The organism is Streptomyces sp. 7N604, from assembly GCF_052245475.1.
Taxonomy (GTDB): Bacteria; Actinomycetota; Actinomycetes; order Streptomycetales; family Streptomycetaceae; genus Streptomyces.
The window spans coordinates 62,881-81,637 of record NZ_JBQQBX010000011.1 but is presented as its reverse complement, the minus strand read 5'-3'; the positions used below and the strand labels follow the sequence as shown (position 1 = coordinate 81,637).

General features: G+C 72.8%; 12 protein-coding genes and 1 pseudogene. 2 read left to right on the top strand and 11 right to left on the bottom strand.

The features are described from left to right. Positions 1-60: 60 nt before the first annotated feature. Positions 61-606 carry a DM13 domain-containing protein gene (locus ACTWP8_RS13945; protein WP_443322456.1) on the bottom strand — a complete coding sequence of 182 codons (546 nt, stop codon included), beginning with the start codon at positions 604-606 and terminating at the stop codon, positions 61-63. 528 nt (positions 607-1,134) lie between these two features. Between ACTWP8_RS13945 and ACTWP8_RS13940 the strand changes: the two genes are divergently transcribed. Further along, the gene (locus ACTWP8_RS13940) at positions 1,135-2,559 is read left to right on the top strand and encodes an FAD-binding oxidoreductase (RefSeq protein ID WP_443322455.1); all 1,425 of its coding nucleotides are present in this window, start codon (positions 1,135-1,137) and stop codon (positions 2,557-2,559) included. Between the two features lie 35 nt (positions 2,560-2,594). Here ACTWP8_RS13940 and ACTWP8_RS13935 read toward each other — a convergent pair whose 3' ends face one another. The 8 genes and pseudogenes from ACTWP8_RS13935 to mptB all read right to left on the bottom strand — a co-directional run bounded on the left by ACTWP8_RS13935 (position 2,595) and on the right by mptB (position 13,534). Next, the gene (locus ACTWP8_RS13935; RefSeq protein WP_443322454.1) at positions 2,595-3,137 is read right to left on the bottom strand and encodes an anthrone oxygenase family protein; all 543 of its coding nucleotides are present in this window, start codon (positions 3,135-3,137) and stop codon (positions 2,595-2,597) included. A gap of 81 nt (positions 3,138-3,218) precedes the next feature. Further along, positions 3,219-5,437, bottom strand: a pseudogene (locus ACTWP8_RS13930) (MMPL family transporter). Positions 5,438-5,481: 44 nt separating this feature from the next. Further along, on the bottom strand, positions 5,482-6,174 hold the full coding sequence (locus ACTWP8_RS13925) for a glycoside hydrolase family 16 protein (protein WP_443322578.1): 693 nt from the start codon (positions 6,172-6,174) through the stop codon (positions 5,482-5,484). A 207-nt stretch (positions 6,175-6,381) separates the two neighbouring features. Beyond that, entirely contained in the window at positions 6,382-7,536 is a 1,155-nt protein-coding gene (locus ACTWP8_RS13920) for a magnesium and cobalt transport protein CorA (RefSeq protein ID WP_443322577.1), read from the bottom strand. A 232-nt stretch (positions 7,537-7,768) separates the two neighbouring features. Continuing rightward, entirely contained in the window at positions 7,769-8,008 is a 240-nt protein-coding gene (locus ACTWP8_RS13915) for a DUF1059 domain-containing protein (RefSeq protein WP_443318550.1), read from the bottom strand. A 263-nt stretch (positions 8,009-8,271) separates the two neighbouring features. Next, the gene (locus ACTWP8_RS13910) at positions 8,272-10,617 is read right to left on the bottom strand and encodes a SpoIIE family protein phosphatase (protein ID WP_443322453.1); all 2,346 of its coding nucleotides are present in this window, start codon (positions 10,615-10,617) and stop codon (positions 8,272-8,274) included. Further along, entirely contained in the window at positions 10,614-11,816 is a 1,203-nt protein-coding gene (locus ACTWP8_RS13905; protein ID WP_443322452.1) for a glycosyltransferase family 87 protein, read from the bottom strand. The genes ACTWP8_RS13910 and ACTWP8_RS13905 overlap by 4 nt, the downstream gene beginning before the upstream one ends. A 17-nt stretch (positions 11,817-11,833) precedes the next feature. Next, the gene (gene mptB / locus ACTWP8_RS13900) at positions 11,834-13,534 is read right to left on the bottom strand and encodes a polyprenol phosphomannose-dependent alpha 1,6 mannosyltransferase MptB (protein WP_443322451.1); all 1,701 of its coding nucleotides are present in this window, start codon (positions 13,532-13,534) and stop codon (positions 11,834-11,836) included. Positions 13,535-13,776: 242 nt separating this feature from the next. Between mptB and ACTWP8_RS13895 the strand changes: the two genes are divergently transcribed. Further along, positions 13,777-15,213, top strand: a complete 1,437-nt coding sequence (locus ACTWP8_RS13895) for an FAD-binding oxidoreductase (protein ID WP_443322450.1) — start codon at positions 13,777-13,779, stop codon at positions 15,211-15,213. On the opposite strand, the gene ACTWP8_RS13890 is transcribed toward ACTWP8_RS13895, so the two are convergent. Together ACTWP8_RS13890 and ACTWP8_RS13885 are read right to left on the bottom strand one after the other, a co-directional pair. After that, the gene (locus ACTWP8_RS13890) at positions 15,164-16,843 is read right to left on the bottom strand and encodes an MFS transporter (RefSeq protein WP_443322449.1); all 1,680 of its coding nucleotides are present in this window, start codon (positions 16,841-16,843) and stop codon (positions 15,164-15,166) included. The genes ACTWP8_RS13895 and ACTWP8_RS13890 overlap by 50 nt on opposite strands. 291 nt (positions 16,844-17,134) lie before the next feature. Then, the gene (locus tag ACTWP8_RS13885) at positions 17,135-18,643 is read right to left on the bottom strand and encodes a hypothetical protein (RefSeq protein WP_443322448.1); all 1,509 of its coding nucleotides are present in this window, start codon (positions 18,641-18,643) and stop codon (positions 17,135-17,137) included. Positions 18,644-18,757 lie beyond the last annotated feature (114 nt).

The window sequence follows — 18,757 nt, the reverse complement described above, 5'->3', positions numbered from 1 at the left end:
GCACCAGAAGCCGCGGCCTGCGGCAGGACGGACCGGGATCACGTACGGATCAGGCAGGGATCACGTACGGGCGAGCTCGGCCGCTCCGAAGGAGACGTCGAAACGGTCGCACCAGATGGTCACGCTCGTGAACCGGTTCAGGTCGGCGTCGTCCGGCAGCCGGTAGTTCTGGTCGCCCTTGTTGCCCTTGAGCTCACCCAGGTCCTCGTAGGCGCCGTCGTCGAAGACGTGCCAGCCGTCCTCGCCGGGCTTCACCGGGGCATCGGTGAGCCAGACGTGGAGGTCGGGACCGTTGCTGGTGTCCAGGTCCTCCAGTCGCAGCACCCGGGACCCGTCGGCTCCCTCGAGAATCCGCACCGTGCCGCTGGTGGAGTGCTCATGGCTGATCAGCTCGCCGGTGGCCAGCGTCCTGGGGCCTGCCGGCCGGGGCGATGCGTCCTGCGCCTCCGGCGTCGCGACGGCCGACGGCAGATCCTCCTGCACCGTCTCGTCCATCCACAGCTTCCACGGCTGGAACCAGTACAGCCCGAACCCGGCGCCGATCAGGCCGATGACCAGCACACCGATGACCACAGGGTGGCGCAGCAGGCGCAGCAAGCGATGCATGACCGTCTCCAGCTTCCGGGGAGTCGACTCCGTCGTCCTGCTCCCCATTCAACGCGTCATGGCACCCGCCCGCCCGCGGCGAGCCCGTTACGGATCTCTTACGTCCATCCCGCGCCACTACGACGCGATCGGGCTGCTCCACCCGGCCCGCGTCGACCCGTTCAGCACTCGCCGCGGCCGGCGGGACACCGACCGGACCGAACATCGCGTACTACGCGGACTCCCCGGACGGCGGCGAGGCGGTCACCGTCTCGGCCGGTTACGCGCACGAGCTCTGCCTCGAGTGTGAGGGCGGCCAGGACCACGGGGTGGACCGAGCTCCGGCAGCCGGTCGAGGCCGTCGGTCCGGCCGAGCACGCCGAGCCCGCCGAGCCCGTCCAGCCGTCCTGAGACCGGCGTTTGTGGTGCTCCCTGAGGAGCTGTCGGGCCCGCATGCGGGCCCGACAGCTCCCGCCTAGCGTGGAAGGAAGGGGGAAGCAAGGACAGCGGCGGCGAGCAGCGCGCACCCACCGGGAGAGGTGACCGCCCATGTCGAACGAGCAGAGGGCCGCATCGACAGCCGCTGCGGAGCCGGGGATCGCGGAGATCGCCGATCAGCTCCGCTCCTCGCTCCGGGGTGAGGTGATCGACCGCGGGCATCCCGGCTACGACGAGGCCCGCGCCGTATGGAACGGCCTGATCGACCGCCGCCCCGCGCTCGTCGCCCGCTGCTCCGGCACGACGGACGTCGTCGATGCGGTCCAGGTCGCGCGCAAGCACCGCCCCGTCGTCAGCATCCGTGGTGGCGGGCACCAGGTGGCGGGCAGCGCGGTCTGCGACGACGGGCTGGTGATCGACCTCTCGCGGATGAAGGGCGTGCACGTCGACCCCGCCGCCCGAACCGCGCGGGCGCAGGCAGGCGTGACCTGGGGCGAACTGGACCGCGAGACCCAGCTGTTCGGGCTGGCCACGCCGGGCGGGGAGATCTCGGTCACCGGGATCGCCGGGCTGACGCTCGGCGGCGGTCTCGGGCTGGTGATGCGGGCCTTCGGGCTCAGCTGCGACACGCTCCGCTCGCTCGAGATCGTCACCGCGGACGGCACGGTGCGCACGGCCGACCGTGACCAGGAGCCCGACCTGCTCTGGGCGGCGCGCGGCGGAGGCCGGGGCATCGGGGTGGTCACGTCCTTCGAGTTCGGCCTCCACCCGCTCGGCCCCGAGGTCGCCACGGCGCTGATGCTCCACCCGTACGAACGGGCCGAGGCCGTCCTGCGGGCCTGGCGCGACGCCACGGACGCCACGCCGGAGACGGTCACGCCGGAGATCCTGCTCTGGAGCGTCCCTCCCGACCCCGCGATCCCGCAGGAGCTGCACGGGTCGAGTGTCGTGTTCACGGCCGCCGTGTACGCGGGCCCGCCGTGCGCAGAAGCCACCACCGCGCTGGCGCCGCAGCGCGAACTCGGCCCGCCGCTCATCGACATGAGCGCAACCGTTCCGTACGTCGCGCTGCAGAGCGCGAACGACGGGCTGTTCCCCGACGGGGACCGCTACTTCATGAAGTCGCTCTTCCTGGACGAGCTGACCGACGAGGCCATCAGGACCATCGTCGACTGGGACTCCCGGCGGCCGACGCCCGAGAGCCTGACCGTCGTCCGGACGCTGGGCGGCGCGGTGGCCCGCGTCGGCCCCGACGACAGCGCATTCGCGCACCGGTCCGCGCGCTACAACGTGAGCTTCGACTCGGGCTGGCAGGACCCGGCGCTGGACGAGGCGGCGATCGGCTGGTCGCGCTCGGCGTGGGACGCGCTGAAGCCGTTCTCGACCGGCGGGACGTACGTCAACTTCGCCGGGCTCGGGGAGGATGCGCAGGAGCTGCGGGACGCGGTCTTCGGCTCGCACGAGGAGCGTCTCGAGCGGATCCGCGCCGCGTACGACCCGGAGGGCCTGTTCGCACCGGCGGCGCGCAGACCGTGATGCGGGCGAGGACCGGCCGTGCGCGGGCGGCGCGCTTACGCTCGCCCGCGCAGCACCAGGGCCCAGGCGAGGCAGCCGAGGGCGCCGGTGTTCAGCACCGCACGGACGATGTTCCAGCGGACCCACGTCGCTTCGAACCGCTCGCGGACCGCCGCGACATCGGCGCTCCGGTGGACGTCTCCGGCCGCCTCGAGCTCGTTGTTCAGCGGCACGTTGATGGCAAAGGTGATGACGAGCACCGCTCCGTACAGGACGAGTGCCGCCACGGCCCAGGGCAGCGGCGCCCGCCCGTCCCCGGGGATGTGCAGTGCCACGGCCAGGGCGGTCAGCACCAGCGCGCCCGCGAAGCCGATCGCGAACCAGCCGTTCAGGATCGCGGCGTTCATCTTCTGCATCGCGTCGACGAAGGTCCGGTCGTCCGTCCGGCCGAGACCCGGCATGACGGAGATGGCGAAGGCGTAGAAGAGCCCGGCCATGAGCCCCATGGTGATCGTGGCCGCGAGCAGTGCGGCGTTCCGGGTCAGCTCCATCACTGTCTCCAGGGCCAGTTGGGGGCGGGTTCCTGTCGTACCGCTCATACCGACAGTGAATCGCCGCCGGGGCGAGACGGGCCATGGCCGAGAGGCTCGGCTCCATGCGCGAGCGTATACGCCGACGCGTCACTCCCCTTCCGCGCTCACCCGGGGCATGATCCGGTCCAGCCACCGTGGGATCCACCAGGCGCTCCGGCCGAGCAGCGTCATCACGGCGGGTACGAGGAGCAGGCGGACGACGGTAGCGTCGATGAGCACGCTGACGGCCAGACCGAGGCCGAGCATCTTGATCACGATGTTGTTGCTGATGATGAACGCCGCGAAGACGCTCACCATGATGAGCGCGGCGCAGGTGATCACCCGGGCTGTGATCTCCAGCGCGCGGGCGACGCTGCCCCTGCTGTCCCGGGTCCGCTCCCACGCCTCGTGGACGCGGGACAGCAGGAACACCTCGTAGTCCATGCTCAGACCGAAGATGATGGCGAACATCATCATCGGCACGTAGCTCTCGATCGGCACCTTCCCGGAGACGCCGAGCCCGGGCCCTCCCCAGCCCCACTGGAAGACCGCCACGACGATCCCGTACGAGGCCCCGATCGACAGGAGGTTGAGCACCGCCGCCTTGAGGGCCACCAGGACGCCGCGGAAGACCATGAGGATGATGAGGAAGGCCAGGCCGACGACGACCGCGATGATCACAGGGAGCCGGTTCGCGATGATGTCGCGGAAGTCCACCTGAGACGCCGTCTCCCCGGTCACATAGCCCTTGGCCGCGGTGCCGGACACCGCCTGCGGCAGGACGTCGTCGGCGAGCCGGTTGACGAGGTCGGTCGTGGCGGCGGCCTGCGGCCGCTGGGCCGGGATGACGGTGGCGATCAGGACGTCCCCGTCGCCGACGGGCTTGAGCTGGCTGACGCTCGCGGTCCCGGACACGACGGTGAGGGACTTCTGAACGTTGGCGGACAGGGCGGCGCGGTCGGCGTCCGGGACCTCGCTCCGGTCGACGACGACGGTCAGCGGGCCGTTGGTGCCCACGCCGAAGCCCGAGGAGATCAGGTCGTACGCGCGCCGGTCGGTGAAGCTGGTCGGGTCTGCGCCGTCGTCGATGTGACCGAGCTGGATGGAGAACAGCGGGATCGCGAGCACGGCCAGCACGACGACGCCGCCCGCCAGGAACCACCAGGGGCGGTGCTCGACCCGCTGGGCGTACCGGTGCCAGGTGCCCACGGCCTCGCCGCCGCCCGGCCCTCCGGCACCCGCCGCCGTGCCCGTCTCCGCCACCGGGGTGCGGACCCGGTAGCGGTCGATCCGCCCGCCGATCAGCCCGAGCAGGGCCGGTACGAGGGTGAGCGCTCCGATGACGGCGGTGATCACTGTGATCATCGCGGCGACGCCCAGCAATCCGATGAAGCTCACGCCGGAGGCGTTGAGTCCGACCAGGGCGACGATGACCGTGCAGCCGGAGACCACGACGGCGTGCCCGCTGGTGGCCACCGCGTGGCCCGCGCTCGCCACCGGATCCGCACCGTCCATGACCTGCTGGCGGTGGCGGGTGAGCAGGAACAGGGCGTAGTCGATGCCGACGCCGAGCCCGATCATCGTTGCCAGGGTCGGGGAGACGCCGGCGAAGGTGAAGGCCGCGGCGATCAGGCTCAGGCAGCTGACGCCGACGATGACGCTGAGCAGGGCCGTGAGCAGCGGAACCCCGGCGGCGATGAGGCTGCCGAAGCCGATCAGCAGCACCACGACCGCCACCGCGAACCCGATGGCCTCGCTGAGCAGATCCGCGGGCGCGGGCCGCGCGAGTTCGCCGAGCCCGCCGCCGTACTCGACTTCGACGCCCGCGTCGCGCAGCGGCTCGACGGCGCTGTCGACCTTGGGGAGATAGGAGTCCCCCAGGGCGTTGGGGTTGGTGTCGAACCGCAGGGTGATGTACGCGGTCCTGCCGTCCTTGGAGAGCGGGCCCGAGGGCAGCGGATTCTGCGCGGCGATCACGTGCGGCAGCTTCGACAGGGATGCCACGGACTGGTCGACCTGGCTGCCGACGTCGGTGAGGGGCCGGCCCGCGTCGTGCAGGACGACCGTGGAGCTCTGGCCGCCCAGGTCGGGAGCGTGCTCGTTCAGGACGTCGACACCGTCCTGGACTGGGTCCCGGGCAGAGAGAAGTTGTCGGAGTACGTCCCGCCGAACTCGCTGTGTGCGGCGTGCAGACCGACGAGCGCGACCACCCACAGCACGATGACCACGATGTGGTGCCGTGCGCACCACTCCCCGAGCCGCCTCAGCCATCCCCGGCGGGGCCGGTCCGGCGCTGCGTCGGTGCCCTCATGTCTGGACGGCGGCATGCGTGCTCCCCGGGGTTCACATCCATCCGTTTTGTGACGATAAGTCAGTTATGAGGGGTGCTCGGCCGGAACACGCGGAGGTGGCTCACCTCGTACGCCATGGCGGACGCGGTGGGTTCCGGCGCGGGGTGGTGCTCGCCGGCGCTGACGGACAGGTTGACGATGAGATACGCGTGCCAGCCGCGGCCCACGCCCGCGCCGTCGGCGAAGGCGCGGACTCCGTTCACCCACCAGACGACGGAGTCGGCACCGAAGGCAACGCGCAGACCGACCCACGCGCCCGGCCGGACCGCCGGGTCGGTGTAGTCATGACCGCTGCCGCGCACGTGGTTCGACAGCTCCAGGACGTCCGGGTTGTCGGGGTGGTACTCGAAGACGTCGATCTCGTTCCCGCCGTCCCGCCACGTCCAGATCGCGGGCCACGCCCCCTGCTCGACGGGCAGCCGTACGCGGGCCTCGAGGACGTCGCCGGTGCGGACGGTGAAGCCCTCGGCACTGTCCTCGGTCGTGAGGAGCCCCGCGCTCCAGGTGCCTTCGGGGCGGCGGGTCGCGCGGAAGACGCCGCCGCGGGAGTAGGACGGGTCGGGCACGAGGTGGTCGAGCTTGCCGTCCCCGGGGTTGGTCGGCCCGCCGTCCGGATACGCCCACGAGCGGCCCGCGACCCACTGCTCGTACGAGGCGAAGTCGGCGGTGAGGACGGGCCGGTGGCCGCGCGAGCCGGTCTTGCCGCTGTGCATGACTCCGGACCCTACGCCCAGCTCCGCGCCAAGACCCGGCAGGGCCAGCCGCTTGGGCAGCGGCGTCTCGCCCATCCGCGTCGTGGCCAGCGGACGGCCCGGCAGAACCCTCTTGCGAAGGGCGCTCACACCTCAGGAGCGTAAGGAAAGAGCTTCTGCGGACGGCCCGTCGGCGGGCGGGGAGCGCGGAAAACCCGTACGGGAGCGTCAGAGCCAGTCGCGGCGCTTGAAGACCACGAAGAGGCTGACGCAGACCGCGGCCATGAGCAGCAGTGCGAACGGATAGCCCAGCACCCAGGAGAGCTCGGGCATGTGGACGAAGTTCATGCCGTAGATCGTCCCGACCAGGGTGGGCGCGAAGAGAATGGCCGCCCATGCGGAGATCTTCTTGATCTCCTCGTTCTGCGCGTGCCCGGCCTCGGCCAGCAGCTTCATCTCGGCGTTCTGCTGCTGGGTCACCAGGGTGCCGTTGACGGCGAGGATGTCGGCCAGCATCTGCCGGAAGCCGTCCACCCGCTCCACGGTGGTGGTGGCGTGGTCGTCCACGTCCCGCAGATAGCGCTGCAGCTCCTCGTCCGTGCCGTACTTGGCGAACCCGGCCGAGAGCCCCTGGAGCATCTTGAGCAGGGGCCGGGTGGCCCGCTGGAACTCCACGACCTCGCGGGACAGTTCGTAGATGCGGCGGGAGACCTTCGGGTCGCCCCCGAAGACCTCGGTCTCGATCTCGTCGATGTCGTTCTGCAGCCCGGCGACGACGGGCGCGTAGCCGTCCACGACGGCGTCCAGGATCGCGTAGAGGACCGCCTCGGTGCCCCGGCGCAGCAGCTCGGGGTCCTCTTCCATGCGGCGGCGCACCGCGGACAGGTCGGGGGCCTCGCTGTGGCGGACGGTGAGGACGAAGTCGGGGTTGACGAAGACGTGCAGCTCGCCGAAGTCGACGTCCTCGGTCTCGTCCCGGTAGCGGGCGGCGCGCAGCACGACGAAGAGGGTGTCGCCGTAGCGCTCGAGCTTGGGCCGCTGGTGGGCGACGATGGCGTCCTCCACGGCCAGCTCGTGCAGACCGAAGACCTCGGCCGCGGCGAGCAGCTGCTCCTCAGCGGGCCGGTACATCCCGATCCAGGCCATGGCGTCCGGCTCGTCGGGCAGCCGCCTGTACGCCTCGGCGAGGGTCGAGGGCGTGCTCACCCGGCGTCCGTCGCGGTAGACGGCCGCGTCGACCACGCTCAACTCGGCGGGCGGCACCGGCTCTTCCCGGTGCCGGGGCTCCAGCGAGTGCTCGGGCGCGGGCTCGGGGCGGCGGCCGTTACGGGATTGTGTGGCGCGCTTGTAGGGACGGAGCGCGCGGGAACGCCAGTCGGACATGGACACGGCAGACCCCTTCCAGGCGGGGGTGCGGGCCGGCCGACGGGGGTGCTGGGCCGGTCAGCGCGGGCAGGGACTGGGAGGCTGGCTACTCATCGCGGCCTCACCTCCAGATGTCCCTGTTGCCTGATCGGGGTGCGCTGCCAGGGTAGCCCCACGGGGCGGGAGGTGCAGGGCTGGACGTCGAAGATCAGGGTTCGGAGCGCGGAAAACGGATGGAGATCAACGGAGGTCAGAGGTCGAAGATCTCGCCTTCGGGAGGGGGCGGTCCCGAGGTGGGGATGGCGGGGATGCGCTCGTCCTCGAGCGTGGCCCTGATCTCCCGGCGCAACTCCGGGGTGTCGGCGTGCTGGTGGACCGAGACGGCGTGCTCGGCGGCGGCGCGGATGACCTCTTCCTCTTCTCCGGAGATGGTGAGCGTGCAGTTCATCACGCTGGGGGACCTGCGGCAGTCGGCGACTTTCCTGACCATCACGACCTCCTGGTGACGACTCCTACCCTCAGATTAAACCCGCATGGATCTCCGCAAATCTCCACGGATCCGACACCGGTGGGGGCGCCTGCGGCGGTCCTGTCCACCGGCCCGCCCCTTCCCGAAACCAGGGGGGCTGCGCCCCCCTGGCCCCCAGGGCCCGGGCCTGCGCCGCCCGGCCGCGCACCGGGCCGAGCCCCACGCCGAACCCCTCCGCCCGCGGCCGGGTAGGGCGGGGTGAGGTCGGGGAGTCCGCGGACTGGCTAGGGGGCGTCCGGCATCGAGCGGAGAAGGAGCAGCGCGATGTCGTCGTCGCGGTGCCTGGCCTCGAGGGCGCGCTGGATCAGGACGTCCGCCAGCTCGTCCAGCGGAACTGTCCCGGCCGAGGCGAAATCCGCGGCCAGCTCGGCCAGCGCATCGCCCAGGTCCACGCCCGGCGACTCGATCAGCCCGTCCGTGTAGAGGGCGATCGTCGTGCCGACCGGCAGCGGCGAGTCCGCCTGGGGGAACTCGCCCTCCGATTCGATGCCCAGCAGCAGACCGCCGGGGGTGTCCATGGTCCGTACCGCACCGTCGGGCGTGCGCACCAGCGGCTGCGGGTGCCCGGCGCTGGCCAGGCAGGCCTCCCGCCGCCGCAGGTCAAGACGGAGGCAGGCGCAGCTGGCGAACAGGCCCGGCTCGAGGTCGGCCAGCAGCCGGTTGGTTCCGGCCAGGATCCGGCCAGGCTCGGCGTCCGCTGTGGCGTAGGCGTGGACGGCGGTACGGATCTGGCCCATGAGCGCGGCCGCGGTGACGTTGTGGCCCTGTACGTCCCCGATGACGGCTGCCGCGGTGTCCGGGCCGAGCGGGATGAGGTCGTAGAAGTCGCCGCCGATGTCCATCCCCTCGGTGCCGGGCAGATAGCGCGCGGCGGTCGCAAGACCGTGCACGGCGGGCAGGATGTGCGGCAGCAGGCCCTGCTGCAGCCCGTGGGCGACTGCCAGCTTCTTGTCGTAGAGGCGGGCCCGGTCCAGCGCCTGGGCGATCAGGCCGCCGAGCGAGGTCAGCACCGCGCGCTCGGTGGTCGTGAAGTGGTGCGGCTCGGCGTAGGCGAACAGGCACGTGCCGATTGCCCGGCCGCGGACGATCAGCGGCAGGAACGCCCAGGACGCCATGCTGTCGTGCTCGCCCGCGCGGTACGGGAAGTCCTTGTCCACCTCCGCCATCGACTCGTAGAAGGCGGGCCGGCCCGCGGCCAGGGAGCGGGCGCCGGGACTGAAGGCGTACCGCGGGTTGCCGGCGTAGCGCTCGACGACCTCGGGCGGGTAGCCGCGGTGGCCGAGGACGCGCAGCCGCCCGGCGTCGATGGTGAGCAGGGCCACCGCCTGGGCACCGTACGCGGGCGCGATCTCGTCGGCGACCAGCGCGATCACGTCCTCGACGCTGATCGCCTCGGTCATCGCCGTCGCCAGGTGCAGGACGTGGTACAGCGCCCCGGTACGGGTGAGGTGCGGCAGCTCCCCCTCATACGCTCGGCTCGCCTCCGGGCGCTTTGACCCGGTGCCGACACTCTCCCCCAGCCTTAGGCCGGGTGGGGGTCCCCCCGGCGGAGCCAGGGGGAGTGCCCCCATTTCGGCACCGGCGCGCCCTTTGGCTCGCTCTTGGGCGGCCTCGGCGCGCGGGGTGCCCGCCTCGGGCACCTCGGTCGGGGTGATGCGGATGCTCACGCCCGAGGGGTCCGGATACAGCTCGAAGGTCAGCCACTGGTCCGGTGGGCGCACGCCGGTGTCCGAGGTGGGTTTCCCACTGATCACCGCGGCCCGGTAGCGGTCGTAGAGCGGGGCGTGCAGCCAGGGCAGCAGCTCCCAGGGCCGGGCGCCGAGCAGCCGTACGGCCGGCGTCCCGAGCAGCCGGGCGGCCGTGGGCGTCACCGAGGTGACGCGGCCGTGGATGTCGAGCGCGCACACGCCCTCGGGCAGGCGGGCGGCCATCAGCTCGGTGGCCGAGGACGTCCCGGGGGCGGGGCCCGGCACATTCCAGATCACCGCGTCGCTCCCGGCGACGGGACGGCGGACGTGCCCCGCGGCGGCGGCGCGCTCCAGCTCGTGCGCCACGCCGGACGCGAGGCGCACCAGCCCCTCCCGCAGCGCCTCCGGCATCCGTTCGGGCTGCGGGCCCGGCCACAGCAGGAACATCCCGCCGTAGACCCCGTGCACGCCGTTCCCGCCGTGCGCGGCGCCGGGCCGTACGACGGGGAAGGCCGCGAGCGCGAACTCGTACGGGACGGCGAGGGCGATGCGCGGATAGCGGCGCATCATGACTTCCTGGCCCGGGACCCAGACCATGTCGTCGCCGCGCACCGCGTCGGCCATCGGGATCGGAGAGGCGATTCCCACCCGCTCCCACGGGCCGATGAAGTCGCGCGGCAGGCCCAGCACGACCGCGAGTTCCAGGACGTCCTCGTCGGGATTCAGCAGGTAGAGGGCGCCCGCGTGCGCACCCAGCGCCGTCAGCTCCGGGCCGAGGCCCTCGGCCAGCTTCTCCAGGGCGCCGTCGCCCAGGACGCCGGCGCCCGCTGTGCGCAGGGAGCTGCCGCCCCGGTCGGCGGGCGCGTACTCCCCGCCGGTCATATGGGGACGATACGCCCCCGACTGCCCCGAGGCACCCTCACGGCGGGCCCTACCGCGGCCCGGTCGGGTTCGCGGGGCGGAAGGGCCAGCAGCAGGCCGAGAGTGATCCACACGTACGTGTTGGCGCCGAGGAAGGCGCCGAATCCGGTCGAGTTCCAGCGCCAGAGCCACACCACGCTGCTGCACAGGACCACGTACAGCGTCCCGGTGGCCGCGAGCAGGCCGCGGTGGCCGCGGCGGAGCGCGGTGTCGGCGAGGACCGCGAGCGAGGGGATCAGCCAGACCAGGTGGTGGACCCAGGTGATGGGGCTGACCAGGCAGGCGGCGAGGCCGGTCAGGGCGAACCCGGCCGCGTCGTCGCCGCTCGCGGCGGCCCTGCGAGCGCGGTACGCCCAGACGGCGAGCACCACGAGCACGCACAGCAGCCACGCCGTACGGCTGGGTCCCTCCGGCTGGAGGCGGGCCAGGACGCCCTGGAGCGACTGGTTGGAGACGTAACTGAGCGAACCGATGCGGTCGGTGTTCCAGAGAGCCTCGGTCCAGAAGGTGCGGGAGGCGCCGGGGTCGAGCCGGTCGGCGAGCAGCGTGGCGGCCACCGCGGTGCCCGTCGCCGTGACGGCTTGCAGGCGGCGTCCTGTGACCAGCAGGTAGCCGATGAAGAGCGCGGGCGTCAGCTTGATCGCGGTGGCCAGGCCGACGCCGATGCCCGCGTACCGGGCGCGTCCGGTGGCCAGCAACCGGGCGTCGGCGAGGACGAGCGCGACGAGCAGCAGGTTGACCTGGCCGAAGCTGACGGTGTCGCGGACCGGTTCGAGCAGCGCGAACATGCAGCCCGCGACTGTGAAGGCGAACCACGGGCACCAGCCGTGGCGGCGGATGACCGGCCAGGCCAGCCAGCGCAGCAGCAGCGCCGCGGCGGCGGCGCTCAGCACGATGCTGATCGCGACGGCGGCGGACCAGCCGACCAGGGCCATCGGCAGCATCACCACGGCGGCGAAGGGCGGATAGGTGAAGCCGTAGTGGGTGCCGGGGACGAGATAGTCGTAGATCCGGCCGCCGTCGTGGACCCAGTCGTTGACGGTGCCGTAGTAGACGCCGACGTCGAACCAGTCCCGGTGCAGGGGGACGGTGGCCAGGAACACCGCCGTTGCCGTGACCAGGCAGGCGGCGGACAGCAGCCGGCCCCCGTCGTTGGCCATGACCTGGCGCAGCCGCCTCACGACGCGGCCTGCGCCCGGGAGGCGGCCACAGCCGGGCCCGGCACCAGGAACATCCACCACAGCGCGAGCACCGCCAGCGCGCCGCCGCACACCGCGAGCGTCAACTGCAGCCCGTCAGGGGCGAATCCGCTGGGCAGTACGGCCAGGGCGAGGATCCCGCTGCCGGCCGCGGCCCAGCTCCGTATTCGCCCGTCGGGCGCGGCCGCGGCTATCAGGAACAGGCCCCACAGCGCGTACCAGGGCCGGAACGCCGGTCCGAGCGCGAAGACCGCGAGCAGGCTCAGCCCCAGCGCGTAGACCGGACCGAGGCGCCTGTTGTGATCCCGCCGGCGGGCGGCGGGCTCCGGCATCCGCCGGTCCCGGTCCTGCAGCGGGCGGGCGGGAATGATCCGCGCGGAGGGCGCGAGGACGCGCAGCCACAGGGCGCCGACGGCGACCGCGGTGGCGGCGAGACCGAGCCAGCGCCACGCGGGTACGGCGAATTCGGCGAGGCCGCTGCCGGCGGCGTCCAGCAGCGAGCCGGTGAGCCGCCCGAGCCCGCTGGTCAGCGACCAGTTGTGGGGCGAGACGGGGGTGCTCAGCGCGCCGACCCAGCCGTAGCCCGTGCCGGTCACGGCCGTTACGGCGGCGGTGGTGGCCAGCGCGGCGGCGCCGGTCAGGCCGGCGGCGATGGCCAGCCGGGCGGCACTGGCCGTCCGGGTGCGGTCGGGGGTCCCGAGCGGGAGCCGGGTCCGGGTCCGGAGCCGGTGTACGAGCCCGAGCGGGAGCCGGTGTACGAGCCCGAGCGGGAGCCGGGTCCCGAGCCGGTCGAGCTCGCCCGCGAGCCGGGGTGCGAACCGGCCCCCCGGCTGGGGCGTCAGCCGGCCGGCGAGCCTGGACGACCACAGCACGGCGACCGCCAGCAGCCCCAGCGCCGCGGGCGCCTTGACCAGCGCGGCGAGCGCCACGAGCACCGCGCCCCGCAGCGGCCACCGGCCGAGCGCGGCCACCAGCCCCGCCCCGAGCAGCCCGAGCATGAGCGCGTCGTTGTGCGCGCCCGCGACCAGGTGGAGCAGGACCAGCGGGTTGAGCGCGCCCAGCCACAGCGCGGCGGACGGCTCGACGCCGCAGCGCCGCGCCAGCGACGGCAGGAAGGCGATCATCAGCCCGACGCCGAGCAGCGCCAGCAGGCGCATGCCGAGTATCCCGGCGGGCAGGTCGAAGCGGGCGACGAGGTCGGCGGCCCCACGGGCCAGGCCGAGGAACACCGGGCCGTACGGGGTCGGGGTGTACTGCCATACGGGCGCCACCTCGGTGGCGAGCGGCCCGCCCAAGTGCGCGGGCCCGTACGCGTACACGTCGATCCTGGCTTCCACCATGGCGCCCTGCGCCAGGTAGCTGTAGACATCGCGGCTGAACAGCGGCGGGCCCAGGAGCAGCGGCGCCGCCCAGGTCCCCAGGGTCAGCAGCAGCGCCCGGGGCGAGGGCGGCCGCGGCCCGCGCACAGCCCGGCCCAGCCACCACCAGGCCGTGACCAGCAGCACAAGCCCGAAGTACGCGCAGACCAGGCCGAGCGCGGCGCGCCCGGATGAGGGCACGAGGGCCTCCCGTACCGGCAGCGCGCCCGCGGTCAGTCCGCCGGCCATGAGCGCGACGGAGCCCGCGAGCCCGATCATCCGGCAGCGTCCCGGGTCCACGACTGCGTCCAATGCCAGCATCCTGTGGAGGCTTGCAGGAGGTGGTGGCCGGGAGGCGACGGCGCCGTCACGGCGGGGTGGCGGGCGTATAGCGACCGCCTTATGGGACAGGGAAGTTCGGGCGGTTCACCGCCCCGTGTCCGACATCCGCCGACCGCGCGGACCAGGCATCACACCCGCCCCCACCGAGCGGAAGGGACCGGCCAGTCGGCGCCCCCGCACCAGGACATGCCGCGTCCCCGGACCGCGCGTAGCGTGGAAATGTGGACACCGCAGCACTCGCCGGTCTGCGCGACGGCTTCGCGGGCTCCGTGATCACGCCCGGCGACTCTTCGTACGACGAAGCCCGCACGATCTTCAACGCGATGATCGACCGGCGCCCGGCGGTCATCGCCCAGTGCGAGAACCCGGAGGACGTCGCCCGGGCCATCCGCTTCGGACGCGACCAGGACCTGGAGATCGCGGTACGCGGCGGCGGGCACAGCGTCGCGGGCAGCTCGCTCACCAACGGCGGGATCGTCATCGACCTGCGCCGGATGCATGCGGTCGTCGTCGACCCCGCGGCCCGCACCGCCCAGGTCGGCGGCGGGGCCACGATGAGCCATCTCGACCGGGCGGGGGAGCCGTACGGCCTGGCGACGCCGGGCGGCAGGGTGTCGACCACCGGGGTGGGCGGCTACGCGCTCGGCGGCGGAACCGGCTGGCTGGACCGGAAGTTCGGGCTCACCTGCGACAACCTGCTCTCCGTACGCCTGGTGACCGCGGACGGCAGCACCGTGCAGGCGAGCGACGACGAGAACCCCGAGCTGTTCTGGGCGCTGCACGGAGGCGGCGGCAACTTCGGCGTCGCGACGTCCTTCACCTTCCGCCTCCACCCGCTGCCCGTGGTGACGGCGATGCTGCTGCTGTGGCGGGCGGAGGCGGGTCCCGAAGTGGGGTACGCCTACCGTGACTTCCTCGCTTCAGCCCCGGACGAGATCGGCGGCGGGCTGATCTTTCTCACGGCGCCGCCCGAGGAGTGGGTGCCGCAGGGCATGGCCGGGCGGCTGGCCTGCATGGTCCTGGTCACGTACGCGGGCGGCGAGCCGGAGGCCCGGGAGGCGGCCCGGCCCGTGCTGGGCCTCGGCCACGACGCCGAGCTGACCCTCGAACTCCCCTATGCGGAGCTCCAGTGCCTGCTCGACGACCCGCCCGGCTACCGCAACTACTGGTCGGCGGAGCACCTCGACACCTTCCCCGACGAGGCCATGGACCTCTTCTGCGACCGCGCGCACGACATGATCGTGCCCTCGCCCTCGCAGCAGGTGATCTTCCCGCTGGGCGGGGCGGCGGCCCGCGGGAACCCGGACTATCCCGTCCCGTGGCGCAGCGCGCCCTGGGTGATCCACCCCTTCGGGCTGTGGGCGGACCCGGCCGACGACGAGCGCGGCAGGCAGTGGGCGTACGACGTCCGGGCCGACCTCAAGCCCTGGTCGACCGGTGACGTCTATCTCAACTTCATCGGGAACGAAGGGGCGGAGCGGGTCATCGCGGGTCTCGGGGCGGACCACTACGGGCGGTTGGAGGCGGTGAAGGCCCAGTACGACCCTGACAACGTCTTCCGCCTCAACCACAACATCAAGCCGCACCCGGCCTCGCGGCGGCGGGCGTTCAGTCCGAGCGAGGCCCGTCGCCATCCTCACTGGTTGGGTCACTGGTAGACGGGTCGGTTGGCGGGTCGGTGGACGGGTCACCGCCGCCGGGCGGGTCGGCTTCCGCGGCCCCGGCGGCTTCGGCCACGACCGGCGCCGGGATGCCGGGAATCGCGCCCCGGAGCCGCTCACGGTCGGAGGCGCGGACCTGGATGACGAAGAGCGCGATCAGGGCCGCGAGCGCGCTGAGCCCGGCGGCGACGATGAACGCCGTGGTGACGCCCGCGGTCAGCACCTGGTCGCCCCAGGGCTGCGGCAGCTGCCCCGTCTGCTGGAAGGCGGCCCGCTGCGCCGGCGTCGCCTCGCGCAGGAACTGCGGTACGAGGTCGGTCGCCTCGTTGCGGCTGGCCGTGCCGAAGGCCGTGACCAGGATCGACAGGCCGAGCGAGCCGCCCACCTGCTGGGTGGTGTTCAGCACGCCCGAGGCCGCGCCCGACTCGTGCGTCGCGACCCCGGAGACCGCCATCAGCGTCAGCGAGACAAACTCCATGCCCATCCCGAGGCCGAAGACCATGATCGGCCCGAGGATGCTGCCGAGGTACGTGCTGTGGATGTCGGTCAGCGTCAGCCACGAGAGCCCGCCCGCGGCGAGGAACCCGCCGGTCACCATGAACGGCTTGGGGCCGAACCGCGGCAGCAGCTGCGAGGCGAGCCCTGCACCGACCGCGATGACCGCGCTCACCGGCAGAAACGCGAGCCCGGCCTGCAGCGGGCTGAAGTCGAGCACGTTCTGCACGAACAGCGTCAGGAAGAAGAACATCCCGAAGATGGCTGCGGCCAGGCTCAGCATCATCCCGTACGTGCCCGCGCGGTTGCGGTCGCGGAACATCTTCAGCGGCGTGATGGGCTGCCGCGACCCCCGCTCGATGAGCAGGAACGTGGTCAGGAGGACGAAAGCCGCGCCGAAGGCCGCCAGGGTCAAAGTGTCCCGCCAGCCGTCCTGGGCAGCGCGGATGAACCCGTAGACCAGGGCCACCATGCCCAGCGTGGAGGTGATCGCCCCCAGGAAGTCGAAGTGGCCCGGATGGCGTTCGGACTCGCGGATGTGACGGGTCGCGGCGAGGGCGATGAGCACGCCGATCGGCACGTTGACGAAGAAGACCCAGCGCCAGTCGAGCCACTCGACGAGGATGCCGCCCATCAGCAGACCGATTGCGCCGCCGCCCGCGGAGACGGCGGCGAAGACCCCGAACGCCCGGTTCCGTTCCGGGCCTTCGGTGAACGTCGTGGTGATCAGCGCGAGTGCTGTGGGCGATGCGATGGCGCCGCCTACGCCCTGCAGGGAGCGCGCGGCGAGGAGTTGGGCCTCGTTCTGCGCGATGCCGCCGAGCAGCGAGGCGAGGACGAAGAGCAGCACGCCGGTGATGAACATCCGTCTGCGGCCGAGGATGTCCCCGGACCGGCCGCCCAGCAGGAGCAGGCCGCCGAAGGTCAGGGTGTAGGCGTTGATCACCCACGACAGGCTCTCTGTCGAGAAGTCGAGCGTGGTCTGGATGTGCGGGAGAGCGATGTTCACGATGGTGATGTCGAGGACCACCATCAGCTGGCAGGACGCGATGACGAGTAGGGCTATCCCGCTGCCCGAGCTCCGCTCCGGGGAGCGGGCAGTGGGTGCGGGGGACGGTTCCGGGCTCGTCATGATCGGACCTGCGGTCACCGCGGCGTCTGCCCGCGACGCCAGTGAACAGCGGCGTTCACAAACCCGACCCTAGGCCGGTCAGCGGACCCTCACCAGTCGATCACTGCGGGCCACAGTCGGGGCTGCCGCTACCGGCACGGTCTTGCGGATCGTGCGTCCGATCGGCAGGACGTACACGCACTTCCGGATTCTGCCCGACGACGAGGGCTGACCGGACCGGCCGGCACCGGGGCGGTCCGCGGGCGCGTTCGGGCGGGCGGGGAGGCCGGCGCGCGGAGCGCCGGGGCGCCTTCACCGGCGGGCGGGCGGCGAGACGTACGCGCGGAAGGGGCGCAAGCTGCCCATTGGCGGCAGGTCCACCGCGCGCCATCCGCGCGCGTACGACGGCGCGCCCCCGCCCCCTCCCACCAGCACCGCCACCGGCCTCACTCGCCCCACCGCCACCAGCCCCGCCCGCGTGATGCTCCCGTCGTGCCCGCTCGGCTGCCGCGACGCGCACCCAACCTGGTACGCGATCCGCACCGCCTCCGTCCCCGTCGCCACGCACGGCGGCCGCACCCCCTCCTCGCGCAGCGCGGCCGCGACACGCTCCACCGCTTGCCGCGACGCCCGGCTGCGCGAGAGGAGGCTGTCCAGCACCGCGTACTGCACCGCGAGGTGGCCCAGCAGGGCCAGGGCGACCGCCCCGGCGACCAGCGGGCGCAGCTCCCGCCGGGCGTCGGCCACCAGGCACACCACGCAGACCGCGACCGGCACCGCGAGCAGCGCATACGCCGGGAGCAGGAAGCGCGGAGCCGCGTAGTCGACCGTCAGCAGATACGGCGCGGCGAGGCACAGCGCGGCCAGCACGGGTACGAGGGCGACGGCCAGGCACCGGGCGCGGGCCGCCACCAGTAGCCCGCCCGCAGTGAGCACCGGCAGCAGGAACCACCAGACCGACGTGAGGGGATGCCGCCACGGCATGTCGCACGGGCGGCACAGCGACCGCCCCTGCAGCGCCCGCACGTGGTCGTCGAAGGCCAGATGCCACCCCATGCCGCCCTGGATCTCGCTCGCGCGCTCCAGCCGGGCGGCCAGGCCGCCGTAGCGGAGGTACGCCTCGACGACCCACTCCGCGCAGCCCGCGGCCGCGCCCAGCACCAGGACGGCCAGGACGGCGGGCCGCCGCCAGCCCCGTACGAGCACCGCCGCGGCGGCGAGCGGCAGCGCCAGCCACAGCCCGTCGGCGGGCCGCATGAGCGCGGCGAAGGCCACACCGGCGCCGAGGCCGACGAGCGCCCGGCGATCGGTAGGGTCCTGGACGGCCCGCAGGAAACAGCCGGTGGCGAACAGCGCGCCGTAAGCGACCCACAGGTTGGGCATGGCCTGCGGGCCGTAGAAGAGCGTGATCCACAGCCCGGCGAACAGCGCACCGGCGAGCGCGAGCACGGGGGCGGGGAGCAGCCGCCGCCACACCCACAGCGCGAGGAAGAGCGCGCAGCCGGAGAGCACGGCCAGATAGACCCGCAGCGCCTCCACGGAGGTGGTCAGCTCGGTGACGGGGGCGACGAGGAGGGTGATGCCGCGGGCGCGCGGCGCGCTGAAGAAGGCGGCGGGTGCGTGGGGGCTGACCTGGCTGACGTAGACAGTTTCGTCCCAGCCGAGGGCCGTCCCGGGCACCACCAGGACCATCTGCAGGACGGTGAAGGCGGCGGCGACCCCCGCGAGCCATGGCAGCGGGCTCGCGGCGGGAACGCCGCGAGCCCAGGCCAGGCGGGGCCGCTGTCTCCGCGGGACGGGGGCGAGGCGTGCTGACTGCATGCCGCCACGCTCGGCCGCGGGCGCGCGGCCGGCCACGCGAGACGGTCAGTCGGCCGAACGATCTCCCCCACCGGGTGTGGGTATTCGTTTCCGCGGGGCTGGGGGCACCTCCCA